This is a genomic window from Bifidobacterium sp. UTCIF-1, from assembly GCF_006408915.1.
Taxonomy (GTDB): Bacteria; Actinomycetota; Actinomycetes; order Actinomycetales; family Bifidobacteriaceae; genus Bifidobacterium; species Bifidobacterium reuteri.
In genome coordinates, this window is sequence record NZ_JFAG01000005.1 from 58640 (window position 1) to 75245 (window position 16606).

14 protein-coding genes are annotated in these 16606 nt (G+C 52.9%); all 14 read left to right on the top strand.

Annotated features, from left to right (window positions below):
* Positions 1-310: 310 nt before the first annotated feature.
* The 14 genes from BW09_RS03515 (at position 311) to BW09_RS03580 (ending at position 16600) form a co-directional block, all read left to right on the top strand.
* On the top strand, positions 311-1918 hold the full coding sequence (locus BW09_RS03515; RefSeq protein ID WP_039199152.1) for an extracellular solute-binding protein: 1608 nt from the start codon (positions 311-313) through the stop codon (positions 1916-1918).
* Between the two features lie 106 nt (positions 1919-2024).
* Entirely contained in the window at positions 2025-2996 is a 972-nt protein-coding gene (locus BW09_RS03520; RefSeq protein WP_012578329.1) for a sugar ABC transporter permease, read from the top strand.
* A gap of 12 nt (positions 2997-3008) precedes the next feature.
* Positions 3009-3944, top strand: a complete 936-nt coding sequence (locus BW09_RS03525; protein WP_140464738.1) for a carbohydrate ABC transporter permease — start codon at positions 3009-3011, stop codon at positions 3942-3944.
* A gap of 62 nt (positions 3945-4006) precedes the next feature.
* Positions 4007-4684, top strand: a complete 678-nt coding sequence (locus BW09_RS03530; protein WP_033501636.1) for a YesL family protein — start codon at positions 4007-4009, stop codon at positions 4682-4684.
* Positions 4685-4712: 28 nt separating this feature from the next.
* The gene (locus tag BW09_RS03535) at positions 4713-5804 is read left to right on the top strand and encodes a LacI family DNA-binding transcriptional regulator (RefSeq protein ID WP_140464740.1); all 1092 of its coding nucleotides are present in this window, start codon (positions 4713-4715) and stop codon (positions 5802-5804) included.
* A 100-nt stretch (positions 5805-5904) separates the two neighbouring features.
* Positions 5905-7815, top strand: a complete 1911-nt coding sequence (locus tag BW09_RS03540; RefSeq protein WP_101026367.1) for a glycoside hydrolase family 32 protein — start codon at positions 5905-5907, stop codon at positions 7813-7815.
* 163 nt (positions 7816-7978) lie between these two features.
* A complete protein-coding gene (locus BW09_RS03545) occupies positions 7979-8251 on the top strand; it encodes an ACT domain-containing protein (RefSeq protein ID WP_007055170.1) in 273 nt (90 codons plus the stop codon).
* Positions 8252-8287: 36 nt separating this feature from the next.
* On the top strand, positions 8288-9652 hold the full coding sequence (locus BW09_RS03550) for a PFL family protein (RefSeq protein WP_140462614.1): 1365 nt from the start codon (positions 8288-8290) through the stop codon (positions 9650-9652).
* 197 nt (positions 9653-9849) lie between these two features.
* Positions 9850-11316, top strand: coding sequence for a polysaccharide biosynthesis tyrosine autokinase (locus tag BW09_RS03555; protein WP_140462615.1), 1467 nt, complete (start codon positions 9850-9852; stop codon positions 11314-11316).
* A gap of 67 nt (positions 11317-11383) precedes the next feature.
* On the top strand, positions 11384-12541 hold the full coding sequence (locus tag BW09_RS03560) for a glycosyltransferase (protein ID WP_258184973.1): 1158 nt from the start codon (positions 11384-11386) through the stop codon (positions 12539-12541).
* Positions 12542-12568: 27 nt separating this feature from the next.
* Positions 12569-13057 (top strand): acyltransferase, encoded by a 489-nt coding sequence (locus tag BW09_RS03565; RefSeq protein ID WP_140462616.1) that lies wholly within the window; start codon positions 12569-12571, stop codon positions 13055-13057.
* Entirely contained in the window at positions 13054-14214 is a 1161-nt protein-coding gene (locus tag BW09_RS03570) for a glycosyltransferase family 1 protein (protein WP_140462617.1), read from the top strand. The genes BW09_RS03565 and BW09_RS03570 overlap by 4 nt, the downstream gene beginning before the upstream one ends.
* 26 nt (positions 14215-14240) lie before the next feature.
* A complete protein-coding gene (locus BW09_RS03575) occupies positions 14241-15497 on the top strand; it encodes a cell envelope integrity protein CreD (protein WP_258184974.1) in 1257 nt (418 codons plus the stop codon).
* A complete protein-coding gene (locus tag BW09_RS03580; protein WP_140462618.1) occupies positions 15494-16600 on the top strand; it encodes a glycosyltransferase family 4 protein in 1107 nt (368 codons plus the stop codon). The genes BW09_RS03575 and BW09_RS03580 overlap by 4 nt, the downstream gene beginning before the upstream one ends.
* Positions 16601-16606 lie beyond the last annotated feature (6 nt).

A 16606-nucleotide genomic window follows, 5' to 3' on the forward strand; every position in this document is an offset into this window, starting at 1 on the left:
GCCTGACAACGGTCAGACGACAGACGATACATACGTTATACGATTAACGGCGTGTCGCGATGTGGGTGATTCCGGTGTTCTGCAAGAACGGCAGTATGGAGCCGAAGTTTACGTTTGCGACGCTGGGTGGACTGGTCGATGAGAGTGTTAACTATTGAGATAAACGATTAACGTTTGACATTAAACGATTAACGATTTATAGCGTTAACCACCGCAAGGAAACAACCACAAAGCAAGTGGCTGACGGGGTCGTACCGGTGCGTCTTACATCGGTACGGGGAGGAAACATCAAGGAAGAAGGAGCCTAATCATGGCACGAAGAAGTGTTCGCCTGTTGGCATCAATAGCTGCAGTCGCGACTATGGTCACGACGTTTGCCGCCTGCGGCAACAAGCAGGCCACCACAGACGAGAACGGCAAGCCAATCGTCAACATTCTGGTTCGTCGCAACGTGACCGACCATCCGATGCAGGACACCCAGTACACCAAGGATCTGGAAGCCGCCTGCGATTGCACCATCAAGTGGCAGGAAGTCTCCGACAACGCTTGGGGCCAGCAGAAGAGCGCCAAGATGGCCGCCGGTGAATTCCCGGACATTGGCTTGAGCTTGTTCAGCATGGTGGATGCGGCCAAGTACAGCACCTATTTCGAGGATCTCAAGCCGCATCTGGACAAGATGCCGAACGTCAAGAAGTTCCTCAAGGCCCAGCCGGGCGCCGCGAAGTACGTTACCGATGGCACCAAGATCGCCATGCTGCCCTCCGACCGCGGCAAGGGTTACGAGGTTTCCGGCACTCACATGTTCATCAACAAGACCTGGCTGGACAAGCTGGGACTCCAGATGCCGACCACTTGGGACGAGCTCGAGAACGTGCTCGATGCATTCAAGACCCAGGATCCGAACGGCAACGGCAAGGCTGATGAGGTGCCGATGAATATCCGCAGCCTCGGTTTCGGCCTGTGGAGCCCTCTGGCGCTGATGAACTCCGAAGGCGTGGTCACCTCCTTCATGGGCGGCGGCGCTTCCGAACAGGGCTATTATGTGGACAACGGCAAGGTTAAGAGCTATTACACCTCCGACGCGCTCAAGGACGTCGTCTCCTACCTGCACGGACTCATGGCCAAGGGCCTTATCCCGAAGGATGTGCTCACCCGCGACGCCTCGCAATACACTTCGCAGACCGTCAGTGACGGCAAGACCGCGCTGACCGGCGTCTCCTTCGGTTGGTCCAACTACGCCGAATACGGCAACGCGCTTGGCGACCAGTACGTCACCCTGCCGCCGCTGAAGAAGGACGCCTCCACGCCCGACTCCCAGGTCAAGTGGGATTATTCCCAGGACGCCTGCCGCTGGGCCTACTCCGGTTCCGGCCTGACCGTCAACCCGAACGCAGCCAACCAGGACGCCATCTACAAGGTGATCGACGCCATGTACGGCGAGAAGCTTTCCGTGGCTGGATTCTTCGGCTCTATTCCGGATATCGTCTCCGATGACGGCGACCACCAGTACACCATCGACAAGGCTAAAGCCTACGCCGAATATCCTGATACCCGCGCCGTCGCCCTGCAGGACCGCTTCGGTGGCTGGATTCGCGACGACGTGAAGATGGTCAACGACACCAACGCCGACCAGGTCACTGCGTCCGATTTGGCCATTCGTGAGGCGCGCAACCGCGTCGACGGCGTCAAGGATGTCGTACCGATTTACGTGCGCCCGGATACCGAGGACTCCAACACCCTGCAAAACAACAACACCGCCATCTCCAACTACGCGAACAACCAGATCGCGAAGTGGGTCCAGAAGGGCGGCATCGACAAGGAATGGGATGCCTACGTGAAAAAGGTGTCCGAACCGACCCTCGGCCTCGACGCCAACATCAAGATTTGGCAGAAGTGGTACGACAAGTACACCAAGTAGCCAAGTAATACCGCGGGGTCCATCGCACGGGTTCGTTTCTCTCCCGTGACTGCCGCCGGACCCCGCATTTTTGTTCCCTAGCAATCATCCTAAATTGGAGACCAACATGAGTGCACAAACATCGCAAGGCGTTGCTGCACGGACGGTGGCGATGGAAGCGGCTCCCGACCGCAAGAAACCAGGTCTGCTCGATCGCATCGCCGACCATTTACGTCGCTACTGGCAGTTGTGGATTCTTTCCGCTCCGGCATTGTTCTTCGTGGGACTGTTCTCCTACGTGCCGATGTGGGGCATCCAGCTCGCCTTCCGCGAGTTCGATCCGACCAAAGGCCTGACCGGCGGCAAATTCGTCGGTTTCAAATACTTCCTGGAATTCTTCCACAACCCGCTGTTTGGCGAGATCATGACCAACACCATCCGCATTTCCCTTTGGACACTGGTCATGGGCTTCATCTTTCCGATTATTCTGGCCCTGCTGATCAATCAGATCGGTTCTAAGAAAATCAAGGGTTTCGTACAAACGATCACCTACATGCCCCACTTCATCTCCGTGGTGGTCATCGTCTCCATGCTCAACATCTTCCTGACTCCTGGTACCGGCATTCTCGGTCGCTTCTTCGGTGATGAATCACTGATGGGCTCCACCAGCGCCATCACCGCGGTCTATTGGATTTCCGAAGTCTGGCAGCATGTTGGTTGGAACTCCATCATCTACCTGGCTGCGCTCGCCGGTGTGAACACATCGCTGTACGAGGCGGCGAAGATCGACGGTGCAGGCCGTCTACAGTTGATTCGCTACGTCGATATTCCTGCGATCATGCCGACATGTGCGATCCTGCTCATCATGAACATGGGCTCCGTGCTCAACGTGGGCTTCGACAAGATCTATCTGATGCAGAACTCGCTGAACATGCCGGCCACCGAAGTCATCGCCACATACACCTACAAAATCGGTATTATCAACGGCCAATACTCGTATTCGACGGCAATCGGCCTGTTCAACACCTTGGTCAACTTCATCTTCCTGATCACCGCGAATGCAATCGCCAAGCGCGTTTCCGATACGAGCATTTTCTAGAAGGGTTTTATCATGTCTGCAACAATTGAGGCTGTTACCCAGAACAAGAACGACATTCCCTGGAACAAGCACGTGCGCCAGAAGCAGAAGCCGGGTGACCTGGCAGTGTCGGGCATCATCAATGTGCTGCTGCTCCTAACCATTGTGGCGGTGCTCTACCCGCTGTGGTTCGTGGTCATCGCATCATTTTCAAATCCGAACTCCGTGGCCGGCGGTGAAGTGCTGCTGCTACCCAAGGGTGTGACCTTCGTTGGCTATGCTAAGGTGTTCGCCAACCAGCGCATCTGGCAGGGCTATCTCAACACCATCATCTATTCGGTGGTCGGCACCGCGGTCAACATGGCAGTGACCATTCCCTGCGCCTTCGCGCTATCCCGTCGCGAGTTCAAGCCGCGACGCGTGATCATGTTCCTGTTCACCGTGACCATGTTCATCGCCGGCGGCCTGATTCCGAACTACCTGCTGTACAAGAGCCTCGGCATCAACAACAGCATGTGGGTGTTCATCCTGCCTGGCGCGGTTTCCGTGTACAACGTGATCGTGGCCCGCTCCTTCTTCGAAACCTCTATCCCCGAAGAGCTCTTCGATGCGGCCCAGATCGACGGGCTGAGCTACTTTGGCTACTTCTTCAAGATTGTGCTGCCGTTAAGCTCCGCGATTCTGGCTGTAATTGGTCTGTACTACTTTGTCGGCCACTGGAACGATTTCATGACGGGCCTTATCTACATCACCGACGACAAGAAGCAGCCATTGCAGGTGGTGTTGCAGCAGTTGCTACTGGTGGCGCAGGGTACTGGAACCAATGTCAACGCGGCTGCGCAGCAGCAGGCCGCCGATCAGATCAAGTTCGGCATCATCATCGTCTCTACTCTGCCTCTGCTTGTGCTCTATCCGTTCTTGCAGAAGTACTTCAACAAGGGTGTGATGCTCGGCGCGGTCAAGGGTTGAGTCAAACGCAATTCGACAAGAGACAAACCAATCTAAAAGCCAGCCGATAGAAAGGATTCGCTATGCTTGCCCGCTTCTCTGTGGCCTACGAGCGGTTCTGCCGTCTGCTAGTCGCGATTTTCGTGGTCAACGTGGCCATACTCGCGCACACTCTGATGGGAGCCGTCGTGCTAGGATTTCTCCCCTCGTTCGCAGCTGCGCAGGCTACGTTCCGTGCGTGGGTGCTTTCTGAGGACCGTTCAATGCGGGCCAAGGAAGTTTGGAAGACGTTCCACGACTTCTGGAAAAGCGAAGTCAAGCGCGCGAATCTTTTCGGTTGGCCTTTGATTATTCTCTGGGCCGTGGTCATCGTCGACTACTACGTGATGAACTGGCATGCTCGCGGCGATTTCGACATCATGGTTTCCGGCGTGCTGCTGCTCATCATCGTAGTTTTGGCAGTGTTCTCGTCCTTGGTTTGGGTAGTGCGCGCGAACTATGAAGAGAGTCCCATCTGGATTGTTCGTACAACACTGGCGATGATTGTGGCACGCCCGTTGTGCAGCTTTCTGCAGGTCGGACTGCTGATTCTTACCGTGCTTGTATGGGTGCAATGGCCTGGAATTCTCATGGTGTTCGGCTTGTCGCTGCCGATGTTCTGCACAGCCTGGATTATTTATTCATTCGGTCGTCTGCCTGGAATGGACATTCATGACCGCATGGAACAGAGCACGGGCCACGCCCGAAACCAGACATCGTGACATGTTCGCAAAAAAAGGGGGTGATAAAATGGCGCAGTCGTCAGTAAGGCAACGAGTGAACAGGTCCAAACGATTGGTATCCATCAAAGACATAGCTAAGGAAGCGGGTGTTTCCGTATGCACTGTGTCTTTGGTTATGAACAATAAGGATCACAATCGCGTCAGCAAGGCGGTTGCGCAGAAAATCCGTGCGACTGCCGAGAACATGGGGTACAAGCCCAATTCCGTGGCGCGTACCCTACGTACCAACAAATCCAACGCCTTGGGATTTGTGACCGATGAGATCGCCACGACCCCGTACGCGAGCAAGGTACTCGAAGGTGCGCAGGATGCCGCGAGCAAGCTCGGATACATACTGCTTACCACGAACACCAATAATGACGCTGAACTCGAGAACCAAGAAATATCCGCCCTGCTCCGATACAACGTGGATGGCTTCCTATACGCCATGATGTATCACCGTAAAGTGGACATTCCTGAGGTATTGGAAGGCAGTCTGACAGTAGTGGTGGATGGTGAGGACGCCGCAGGGAAGGTTCCTTCAATCTACCCTGATGACGAGATGGCCGGGTATGATGCCACCAACCGTCTGATTCAAGCCGGATGCAGACGCATCGTTTACTACGGTTCCGCAAACGCCATTGTCGCGCAGGGGGAGCGTCTGGATGGCTATCGGCGTGCGCTCGCGGAAGCTGGCATTGCATTCGATGAGGCGTTGGTCGTCAATGTATTGGAGACGACCAACGCTGCTGCTGAGGCGGCGCGGGTATTCGACGAAATCAAGCCGGACGGCATCTTCTGTTTCAACGATGTGCGCGCCACATTCATCTATGAAGCTGCGCGAGAACGCGGAGTGCGCATCGGAACCGACGTGTCGGTGATTAGCATCGACAATCAGCCGTTCATCACTGATGTGATCAAACCATCTCTGACCACGCTGGAATTGCCCCATTATGAAATGGGCTTCGAAGCGATTCGGCAGCTGGTTGCCATGCTTGACGGCGATAAGGCCGTAGCGGATCTCGAATCCGATCATGGCATGGCGGTGCAGAGACAACGAGATGGCGTCAAAACAGCATTGCGCTGCCGCATCATCGAACGCGATTCCATCGTGTTGTGACGGGTGTTCCCCTTTTTTTCATATTTAGTTTTCCGATTATCGGTTTTTCAATGCGTAGCCACGTGATATCTGATCATGTGGCGCTGTGGAGGAGATTATTATGCCTGACAACTATTCCGTTGCCATCGAGACCGGCGGCTACCGTTTGCTGGAATTGTTCGCCGAAAGATGCGGTGATGACGCTGCCGTCACCATTACAGACGGGGACGGCCATCAAATCGCCAGCCATGCCATGCCGGTGGCCGAGCGTCGCCACCGTTTCTTGATTCCGGTGCCGACAAACGTGTGTCTCACGGTGAGAGCGCGCCAACTGACCGTGCGGTTCGCCTACTTGTCCGAGTGCGAGAATCTTCTTGATGAAGGCGTGCGTTTCATCAGCATGAATCCATATGACAATGAATGGGATACGCAGCCGACGCTGGAGCAGATCTATGATCGTTTCGCTCGCCCTGCGGCGCATTTCGAGCCATTCGCTCGCTGGATGAATGATCCTAACGGCCTGTGTCGTTTCCAAGGACGCTACCATCTGTTCTACCAATTCAATCCGTACGGTTTTGGCTGGGACAATATGCACTGGGGCCATGCAGTGAGCCGCGATCTGGTGCATTGGACGCATCTGCCAATCTTCCTCGAACCGCAGCCGGAGCTGCATATCGACGAACGCATCGTTGGCGGCGCGTTCTCCGGATCCGCGGTGACGGTGGATGCGTGTGACAATCCCTGCAAGGGTGATGATGCGGCCGCTATTCGCCTGTATCTAACCCGGCACCTGGAGACTCGCGGAGACGAATCGTCTGTTACTGAATACCAGACCACCTGCTTGTGTGAGGATGGTGTGCATGTGAGTGTCGAATCTCCAGTCGCGTTGCGCGTTAACGATGGTTTTGGCTTCGATTTCCGTGATCCGAAGGTGGAAACCGGCATGTCCGGCGAGGCGATCAATCCGGAACGCGCTTACATGGTGACCGCCACGAATCTGCCGGTCGCCGAATTCGATACTGATGCTGTGTCCTCCGCGGCGCCTGGCATCAGCGTACAGGGTACAGACGGCTGGTTTACGTGCGGTCCGCAAGGCATGCCCGGCACCGACAAGCCCAATATGGATACGGTGCCTGCCATGGCGCTCTTCTCCGCGAAGAAACCGCTCAAGCGCAACGTGACGTGGCAGTATGAAGGACCGGTGCTCGCCGACTTCGGCCACCAGCTGTCACGTACCTACGAATGTCCTGACCTGTTCCAGCTCGACGGCAAGACGGTCGCCATCGGAGCTCTGATGCACTACCGTGACAAGCAAGGTCGTTTCCAGCAGGTGCGTTGGTATGTTGGTGATCTCAAGGACACCGCCGATGGCCCACGTTTGCAGGTAGGGAACAGCGATTGGTGCGATTTCGGTACCGGCTACTACGCGACACAAAGCTTTGCTGCCGACGACGGGCGTCGTATCGTGTTCGGCTGGTATACCGACTTTCCCGCGATGCGTGTGGAAAAGCCGTGCATCGCTAACGGCATGATGTCGCTGCCACGTGAACTGCACGTGCGTGACGGCCGCTTGACCAGCCGTCCTGTCAAGGAAGCGTACGAGCAGCTGCTAGGCGATCGTTTGGAAGCGCATGCAGGCGAAAACGGGACCTTCTTTATTGTGCCGAACAACGCGTATTACACGGACATGCATCTGGCTGACGATGACGATTTCACAATGCTCATCGCGACCGGTACCAATCCCGCCAATGGTAATTCGATGGAATTGCAGCTGCAGCGTCGCGACGGCGTGACCCGACTGGTCACGAAGGGAACAGTCGTGGACGACATCGATTTCGATAGCGGCATCGCCGATGTGCGTCGCGTCGAAATCTTCTTCGACCGTAATGTGGTGGAAGTCTTCCTTAACAATGGCGAAGCGGCCGGCAGTATGCTGTTCCAAGGTGCGGACGGCGATGGCGAGTTCCGTTTTGTTGCTGACGGCAAGGTCGATTGCGTGGATGTGCGTGTGCTTGACAGCATCTGGCGGTGACATACAGCTGCTGCAGCGGCAGGTGGTAACCGGCAGTCATCTCAGTATGTAAGGCAAAATAGACGAAAGGCACGTGTTTTGGCACGTGTCTTCCCTATACTTGAGGGCACGTCCGGCAATTCGCCAAGAACTGGATATTCACACCTCACGTTTAGGGAGCGCCATGAACAAGGCAATCATCACCGTCGTCGGCCAGGATACTGTTGGCATCATCGCACGCGTCTGCACATACCTTTCCGAACATCAGGTCAACGTGCTTGACATTTCCCAGACCATCATCGACGGTTTCTTCAACATGATGATGATCGTGGATTATTCCAACGCCGGCAAGGAATTCGGCGAGATTGTGGACGATCTCGACAAGCTCGGCGAGGAGATTGGCGTGCGCATCCGCTGCCAGCGCGAGGAGATCTTTACCAAGATGCACCGCATCTGAGCCGGGCCTCAAAAGAAAAGGACTTAAGGAAATACCATGCTGAATATCATGGAGGTCCACGAGACCAATCAGATGATCGAGCAGGAAAAGCTCGACGTTCGCACCATCACGATGGGTATTTCGTTGCTCGACTGCGCGACGGATTCCGTTGAGCAAACCTGCGACAATATCTACCGTAAAATCACCACGTATGCCAAAGACCTGGTCTCCACAGGCCAAGCCATCGAAAGCGATTATGGCATCCCGATTGTCAACAAGCGCATCACCGTGACTCCTATTTCTCTGGTGGGCGCCAGCTGCTGCAAGACTTCGGAAGATTTTGTGCAAATCGCGCACGCGTTGGATAAGGCAGCCAAGGAAGTCGGCGTCGATCTGATCGGCGGTTATTCGGCATTGGTCTCCAAAGCCATGACCCCGGCCGAAGAACTGTTAATCAAATCATTGCCGCAGGCGCTTTCCGAAACGGACATCGTCTGCTCGTCGGTAAACGTTGGCTCCACGAAAACCGGTATCGACATGAATGCGGTGGAGTTGCTCGGCCATATCATCAAAGACATCGCCGATCGCACCGCAGACAACGATTCCTACGGTTGCGTGAAATTCGTGGCCTTCTGCAATGTTCCGGACGACAATCCATTCATGGCGGGCGGTTTCCACGGCGTTACTGAAGGCGATGCCGTGATCAACGTGGGCGTTTCCGGTCCGGGTGTCGTCTCCCGCGCATTGGATGCGGCCAAAGGCAAGGATTTCGAGTTCCTGTGCGAAACCATCAAGCGTACGGCGTTCAAGATCACTCGTGTGGGCCAGCTCGTGGCCCAGGAGGCTTCGCGCAGGCTCGGCGTACCGTTCGGCATCATCGACCTTTCGCTGGCCCCGACCCCGGCCGTGGGCGATTCCGTGGGTGAAGTGCTGGAGAAGATCGGACTCGAGCAGGTGGGTGCTCCCGGCACCACCGCGGCGCTCGCCATGCTCAACGACCAGGTGAAGAAGGGCGGCATCATGGCGTCCAGCTATGTGGGCGGCCTGTCCGGTGCGTTCATCCCGGTATCCGAAGACAAGAACATGATCGATTCGGCGGCGTCCGGTTGCCTGACCATCGAAAAGCTCGAAGCCATGACCTGCGTATGCTCGGTGGGCCTCGACATGATCGCCATCCCCGGCGATACGTCCGCCGCCACCATCTCTGGTCTGATCGCCGACGAGGCCGCCATCGGTATGGTCAACCAGAAGACCACCGCCGTGCGCGTGATTCCGGTGGTTGGCAAGGGCGTGGGCGAGATGGCGAACTTCGGCGGCCTGATGGGATACGCGCCCATCATGCCGGTGAACCAGACTTCGTGCGAGGCGTTCGTTACGCGCGGCGGCCGCATCCCCGCTCCGATCCACAGCTTCAAGAACTGATTCCAACGGTATTTTAACGGTTTAATAAAAGACAATACGGATTTCTGGCCTTCATGAGGTTTCTTATGAAGGCCAGTGTCCTTAGTTATTTAGACAAGCGCAGTAGTATTCTGTTACTAAGAGTGGGCATGCATATTTACATCCATGTGTATAGCTTGCTGTTTGTTGGTTATGACGAGGCATGAAAGAGAGAGATTATGACCGTCGCTGATTTGCTACGGGCCATTAAACGCCATTGGCTGTTGGAACTCATTTTATTTGTAATTACCGTAGGCATTACGGTTGCTTATACGCTGACTGCTGCTCCGGTGTATTCGGCAAGCTCACAATTGATGGTGAAGGTAGATACCACTGGTAGTTCACAGACGACCACAGGTAGTTCAAGCGCCGCGTCTTCTGCGGCTGCTTCATTGAGCAGTTTTGCTCAGCTGGCACAGTCCGATGCCGTTCTGGAGCCAGTGATCGATAACCTCGGATTGCATACTACCGTTTCCGATTTACGTAATCATGTTTCTGCAGAGACTGCGGAAGATGGTGGTCCGTTCATGACCGTGTCGGTTAGCTATGGCAATGCTGATGACACTGTTTCTATTTTGGATGAGGTCACTAAGCAGCTTAACAAGCAGGTCAAGAGCAGTGCTTCTGCATTACTTCAGTTGGATGTAATGCAGAAGCCGGTAAAGCCTACGCAGCCCTTTTCCCCGAATGTTGGAGCCAATATTGCGATTGGTGCAGTTGCAGGCATTATCATCGCTGTGCTAGGTGCCATGGTGCGTGACCTATTCGATAACAAGATTCACGATCGTGCTGAAATTCAGCAGATCATCGAAGCACCGATTCTTGCTTCTATTCCACGTAGTCCTACAGTGGCAGGCCATACTCCGGCTATCATTGTGAAACCACGTGGCCATGCTGCGGAGGCATTCCGACGTCTGGCTACGAATCTTACATTTGTGATGTCTTCCAACGTATCCGACAATGCCAATCTGCTGATTGTTACTTCTTCTGGTCCCAGAGAAGGCAAGACCACTGTTTCTACTAACTTGGCTGCTGCGTTCGCTGAGAAGGGCGAGAGCGTTCTGCTAATCGATGCTGATGCTCGGCATCCTTCTGTGGCCAAAGCGCTTGGTTTGAGCAATGGTGTGGGTCTTATCAAGATGCTGACCAGGGAAGTAAGCGCAAGTACTGCTATTCAGCCATATTGGAAGTCCCAGCTGCAAGTACTTCCTGTCGAAGATGAGTCCACTGCTTCCAATGTGATTCTTGGCTCTGAAATCATGAAGAACATGATTGAACAGGCCACCAAGCATTACGATCGCGTGATTGTGGATACTGCTCCTATTCAGGTTTCTAATGATGCTTCTGTGTTTGCTCGTGAAGGCGGCACGTTGTTGTTGGTGGTCAGCCAGAATGTTGGCCAGCGTAAGGCCCTTCGTGAGGCAGTGCATGAAGTCAAGGTTGCACGCATCAAGATTGGTGGCGTGGTCTTCAACCGCGTGGCCCATGAGCGCAGCCGCAAGGGCAACTATTATTACTACGAGCAGTCTGAAACCGATGCGAAAAACGGCAAGCGCAAGACTCACAAGACTGCACAGGGAGCTAAGTACTCTGGGTCAGCTGCAGTAGCAGCACGTAGGTCTGCTTCAACTTCTGTGGAGGCGTGACCTCCTAACCTCTGTGGCCTCAGGGGGGGGGGGCAGAAGCTCCCCCTCTGTGTAGGGGGAAAATGATATGAATCATGAGAAGATTATTGTGCTGTATGTAGTGGAGACCATGGGTGGAGGCGTACGTAAGCACGTGCTTCAGCTCATTGATGGGCTTGATTCAAATCAATTTGAGCTGTATCTGATTTACGGTCCTCGCTATGACCATGTTTTTGCTTCCTGCATGAATGAACTCAAAGCTCAGCAGAAGGTGCATCTCATCTATATGCCGGAGCTTGGCCGCGCCTTGAACCTGAAGAAAGACATCGCGGCGATTCACAAAACCACTGAGATTATTCGCCACATCAAGCCAGATATTGTTCACTGTCATAGTTCTAAGGCCGGCATCATCGGTCGTGTGGCTGCGAAAATTTGTGGCGTACATAAAGTGTTTTATACGCCGCATGCTTACGCATTCGATTCTCCTGAGTTTTCCGTGGCCAAGAAAGAACTCTTTACTATGGCTGAGCGATGGGCGAGTAGGTGTGCGACTACATGCACCTTTAATGTGAGCAACGGGGAGTATCGTAACGCGCTGAAACATCATATTGATCGGCCGGCGAAATTCAATGTTATTTATAACGGTGTGCCGGATTTGCCATTGCGTTCACGTTCTGAGGCTCGGACTGAGCTTGGACTTGATGGTGTTGTTCCGGAAGATGCTCTCATTGTCGGTTGTGCCGCGTGGCTGGATGCGCGTAAGGACCCGATGACATTTATGCGCATTGCCGAGCGTATTCTTGCCAATCGTCTGGAAATACATTTTGTCTATATTGGCGATGGCGATTTGCATGACCAAGTCATAGCGTTTATCAAGCAGCATCATCTTGAAAACAACATTCATGTGCTGGGCTACCGCGATGATGCCTGCCAGCTCGTTACTGCTTTCAATGTGTATCTGCTTGCCTCGCTGTATGAAGGAATGCCATATTCCCTGATTGAAGCATTGCAGGCAGGCGTGCCGATTGCTGCAACCCGTACCACGGGTAATGATGAAGTGGTGATTCCGGGCGTAAATGGTGAACTATTTGAAGTTGGCGATGTCGATGGCGGAACCAGAGTGGTGAGCCAGTTGCTCGCCGCATCTCCGCATGCAGCGCAGGTACGGCAAACATATACGGATCGGTTTACTGAACAAGAGATGCTGGATCGAATCACGCAGTGGTATGTGCGTAAGTATCAGTAGTGATTGATGATGAGAGGGAATTGGCCCATGGTTCTGATCAAAGCATGGTATCGGTTGACCGGTCTTATTCTGAAGTGGTTCTACCGTGTGGTTTTTGGCAGTGGTTTCCAGTACGGTAAACGATTTCATATGCGTCGCGCATTCCAGATGACTGTTGAGAATGGCGCCAAGGTTATGCTTGGCGATGATGTGTTCTTCAATGACTTCTGCGCTCTACATGCCCGTGTCGGCATCACTGTCGGCGACGGCACGATTTTTGGTGAAAACGTACGTATTTACGATCACAATCACCGATTTGCCGATCCGTCGGTTCCCATCAAGGGTCAGGGCTACACCGAGGCTCCGGTGACCATTGGTAAACATTGCTGGATTGGATCGAATGTGACCATTCTTAAAGGTGTGACCATCGGCGATAATGTGGTGGTAGGAGCTGGTTGTGTGGTTGCGCAGGATATTCCGTCCAATGTGATTGCGCGGCAGCATGTGGAACTTGCCATGGAGGGGATTAGACGATGAATGAACCAGTGCATGTCTTGGTGCTGGATACGGTGATGGATCGCGGCGGTGCCGAGACCATGACCATGAACTATATGCGCCATATGGACCGCAGCAAAGTGCAGTATGACTTCCTCGTCAATCGAGATTACAAAGCCGCTTATGAGGATGAGATAGCACAGCTGGGCGGCAAGGTGTATCGCATGTGTCCGCTGTATCCGCAGAATTTCGCCAAATATAAGCGTCAATTCCGTGGATTCCTGATGGCTCACCCGCAATATCGCATCATTCACTCCAACCTTGAAGAGCGCAGCTATTTCGCATTGCGTATCGCAAAGGAAATGGGTGTGCCGGTCCGCATCGCCCATGCGCATAACCGCCCCGTGGGCTTTGATCTGAAATCGATCGTGCGTGAATACTTCCGTTTTCGCCTTCCTCCGTATGCCACGCATTATTTCGCCTGTGGTAAGGAGGCTGGTGATTGGCTGTTCGGTGAGAAGAACCGCAACCGTGTGATTCAGGAACGTAATGCAGTAGATACCGCGCTTTACCGTTATTATGCTGAGACCGCCAAGGCAGTGCGCGCTGAGTTCAATGTGTCTGAAGACTGTTTCGTGCTTGGGCATGTGGGCCGCTTCTTCCCGCAGAAAAACCACATGCAGCTGGTTGACATCTTCGCTGCTGTGCACCACCAGCGCCCGAACAGCCAGCTTTGGCTTGTTGGCGGCGGTGAATTGGATGATGCGCTGAAGAACCAGGTTAAAGCCAAGGTGCATGGCCTAGGCTTAGATGATGCCGTGGTCTTCACCGGCGTACGCACGGATGTGAACCGACTGATGCAAGGCATGGACGCGTTCGTGCTGCCCTCATTGTTCGAGGGCTTTCCGATGACGATGATTGAGGCGCAGTCCGCAGGGCTCCCCTGCACTATTTCCGATCGTGTGCCGCCGCAGTGCAATGTGACCGGCCATGTACAAGTCGTGCCGCTTGAGGCTTCTCCTGAAGAGTGGGCGAAACGGATTTTGAGCCAGTACGACAATGATTACGGCTATGATCGCGCACAGGGAGCTCAGGCGGTGATTGAAGCCGGCTATGACATTGTGCAGAACGCCGAATGGCTGCAGAACTTTTATCTTGATGCGCTCGCTTGTGCGGAACGTAAACAAGGCACACGGTAGTTATAAGGCTTGAGAGAGGAACATTGATGAGACACGGAGAGCACAAAGCTTCTGTGAGAAGGGATGAGCCGGCCAATAATGCTGATCGTCCAGGCATGTTACCGGACAATAATGATCTGATTCAGGAAGAACGTAAGATTCATCTTGAGGAATTAGGTTACTATAACCGCAATTTGCTTCTTCTGCTGGTCTTCCCGGTGATGCTGGTCGCTAAGTATATGGTGATTAATATACTGCCGGCTAAATATTTCTTCGATAACAATCGAATTCTTAGTATGGTGAATGGCACTGCCGGAAGTAAAGCATGGGCTGGTTCTTACCAAGTGGCTACCGACTTCTTCAAGAATATCAATGTGCTTGGTTTCACTAAATTAAGCGAGTGGACCATTTTTCTGGGATTGCTGTTTTCCATTCTGGTGTTCATCATGATTGCCGGTGCTGATGCACCTGATTTACTGCAATCTGTGTTCATCCTTGCTACGGTTGGCTTGCTTAATATTTATGTTTTTAATATTGGCAAGGATATCATCCAATTCGGATTCTTCTTCGTGGTATATGTGATTTTGATGCTACCAATTCAGAATTCTTTGATAAAAGTTTTTGGCTGTGCAACTGTATTGTATTTCGAAAGTACATTCTTCCGCGCATATTATATTCTTATCGCTGCATTGGCTATAGCAGTGTATGCGATTCTCTTATTGTTCCGCTCCCGTAGTCGGATAGGATTTGCTTCGCTAGTAATGATCAGTTTGCTGCTTTTTGTGATTATTACGGCAGTCATGGTGGTCTCCAGCAAGATAATGCCAGATGAATATCAGCAGATTATGCAGCTGCGTTCAGGATATTCGGATGCGTTCGGTGATGATAATGGCGGTAATATGGCAACCGCGATCCAGAATAAAATACCTGGTGAGAGTCTGCCTATCTTCATGGTCAACTATGTAATTAATCTAGTGCGTATGTTGGTACCTGTGGAGTTGGTAATGCGTGGAGCCGCTTACCTGCCGTTCTTCGTGTTCCAGATGATGGTTACGGCGTATCTGGTGAACCTGTTGCGTCAAATCAACCAGGTCAAAGATGCCAAATTGTTTATTGCAATCTGTGTATTCATCGGATATGTTCTGGCGTCTGCGCTTTTTGAACCGGATTTCGGATCTTGGACTCGTCACGAATCAGCGACATTCCCGCTGCTGCTGATTCTGATTGTGAATCCATTGCAGCGTGTACCGCTTACTCGTGAAGAACGTTTGCTGCAGGGCAAGCCTGTGAAGGAGTTTGCATGAGCCAGGAACTTGAGCAGCTCCATATTGCATTCTTCTCTGGAGATATCACCCGTTCCGGTGGCACTGAAAACGTATCCATCATGATTGCCAATCAGCTGGTGCAAGATTCCGGGTATCGAGTGTCATTCGTGAGTCTGTTCGAAGAACATCAGAATCCGTTCTTTGCCATTGACGGGAGTATCGATCGTCACGCGCTGTATCCCCAGGTAACACATGGTATTCAGCATTATTTTGACACGGTTAAACGTCTCAGTCATTATGTTGCCGGCCAGCATGTTGACATTCTTGTTGATATTGATGGCATTTTGGATATGTATGCTTTGCCTCTGAAACATTCAACTGATGTCAAGGTGATCAGCTGGGAGCACTTTAACTATCTGCAGAACCCACTAGTACCATACCGTAAGCTCACCCGCAGGTGGGCGGCGCGTAAAGCTGATGCCATTGTGACGCTTACCAAGGCAGATAAAGGACTGTACAAGAGCCATCTCAAAGTACACTGCCCCATTGGCGCTATTCCTAACCCCATGATTCAACCTGATCCTGCGCCTACATATGATGCGGATTCCAAGGTCATTATTAGTTCGGGCCGCCTGACCTATCAAAAAGGTTTTGATTTGTTGGTGGACGCAGCTGCACGAGTATTGCCTCAGCACCCCGACTGGCAATGGCTGATTCTTGGCGAAGGTGAAGATCGAGCCATGCTTGAGGAGAAAATTGCTGCTTCCGGTTTAGAGAATCGGCTTATTCTCAAGGGTCGTGTGCCGGACATGGGTGAGTATTACCGAAAAGCGGCGTTCTTCGTATTGAGCTCTCGCTTTGAAGGCTTGCCGATGGTGTTGTTAGAAGCAAAAGCTTATCAGTTACCGATTGTGAGTTTTGATTGCTTAACTGGGCCTGCTGAAATCGTAACGGATGGCGTCAACGGTCTATTGGTGGATAACGAAGATGTACCGGCCCTTGCACATGCGGTGGATAAGCTGATTTCCTCGCAAAATTATCGTGTCCGTATGAGTAAAGCCACTGTGCAAGATGCTGATCGTTTTAATCTTGCAAGCATCATGAATCAGTGGAAGACGCTATTCGCGTCTCTACGAAAGTAGGAATTC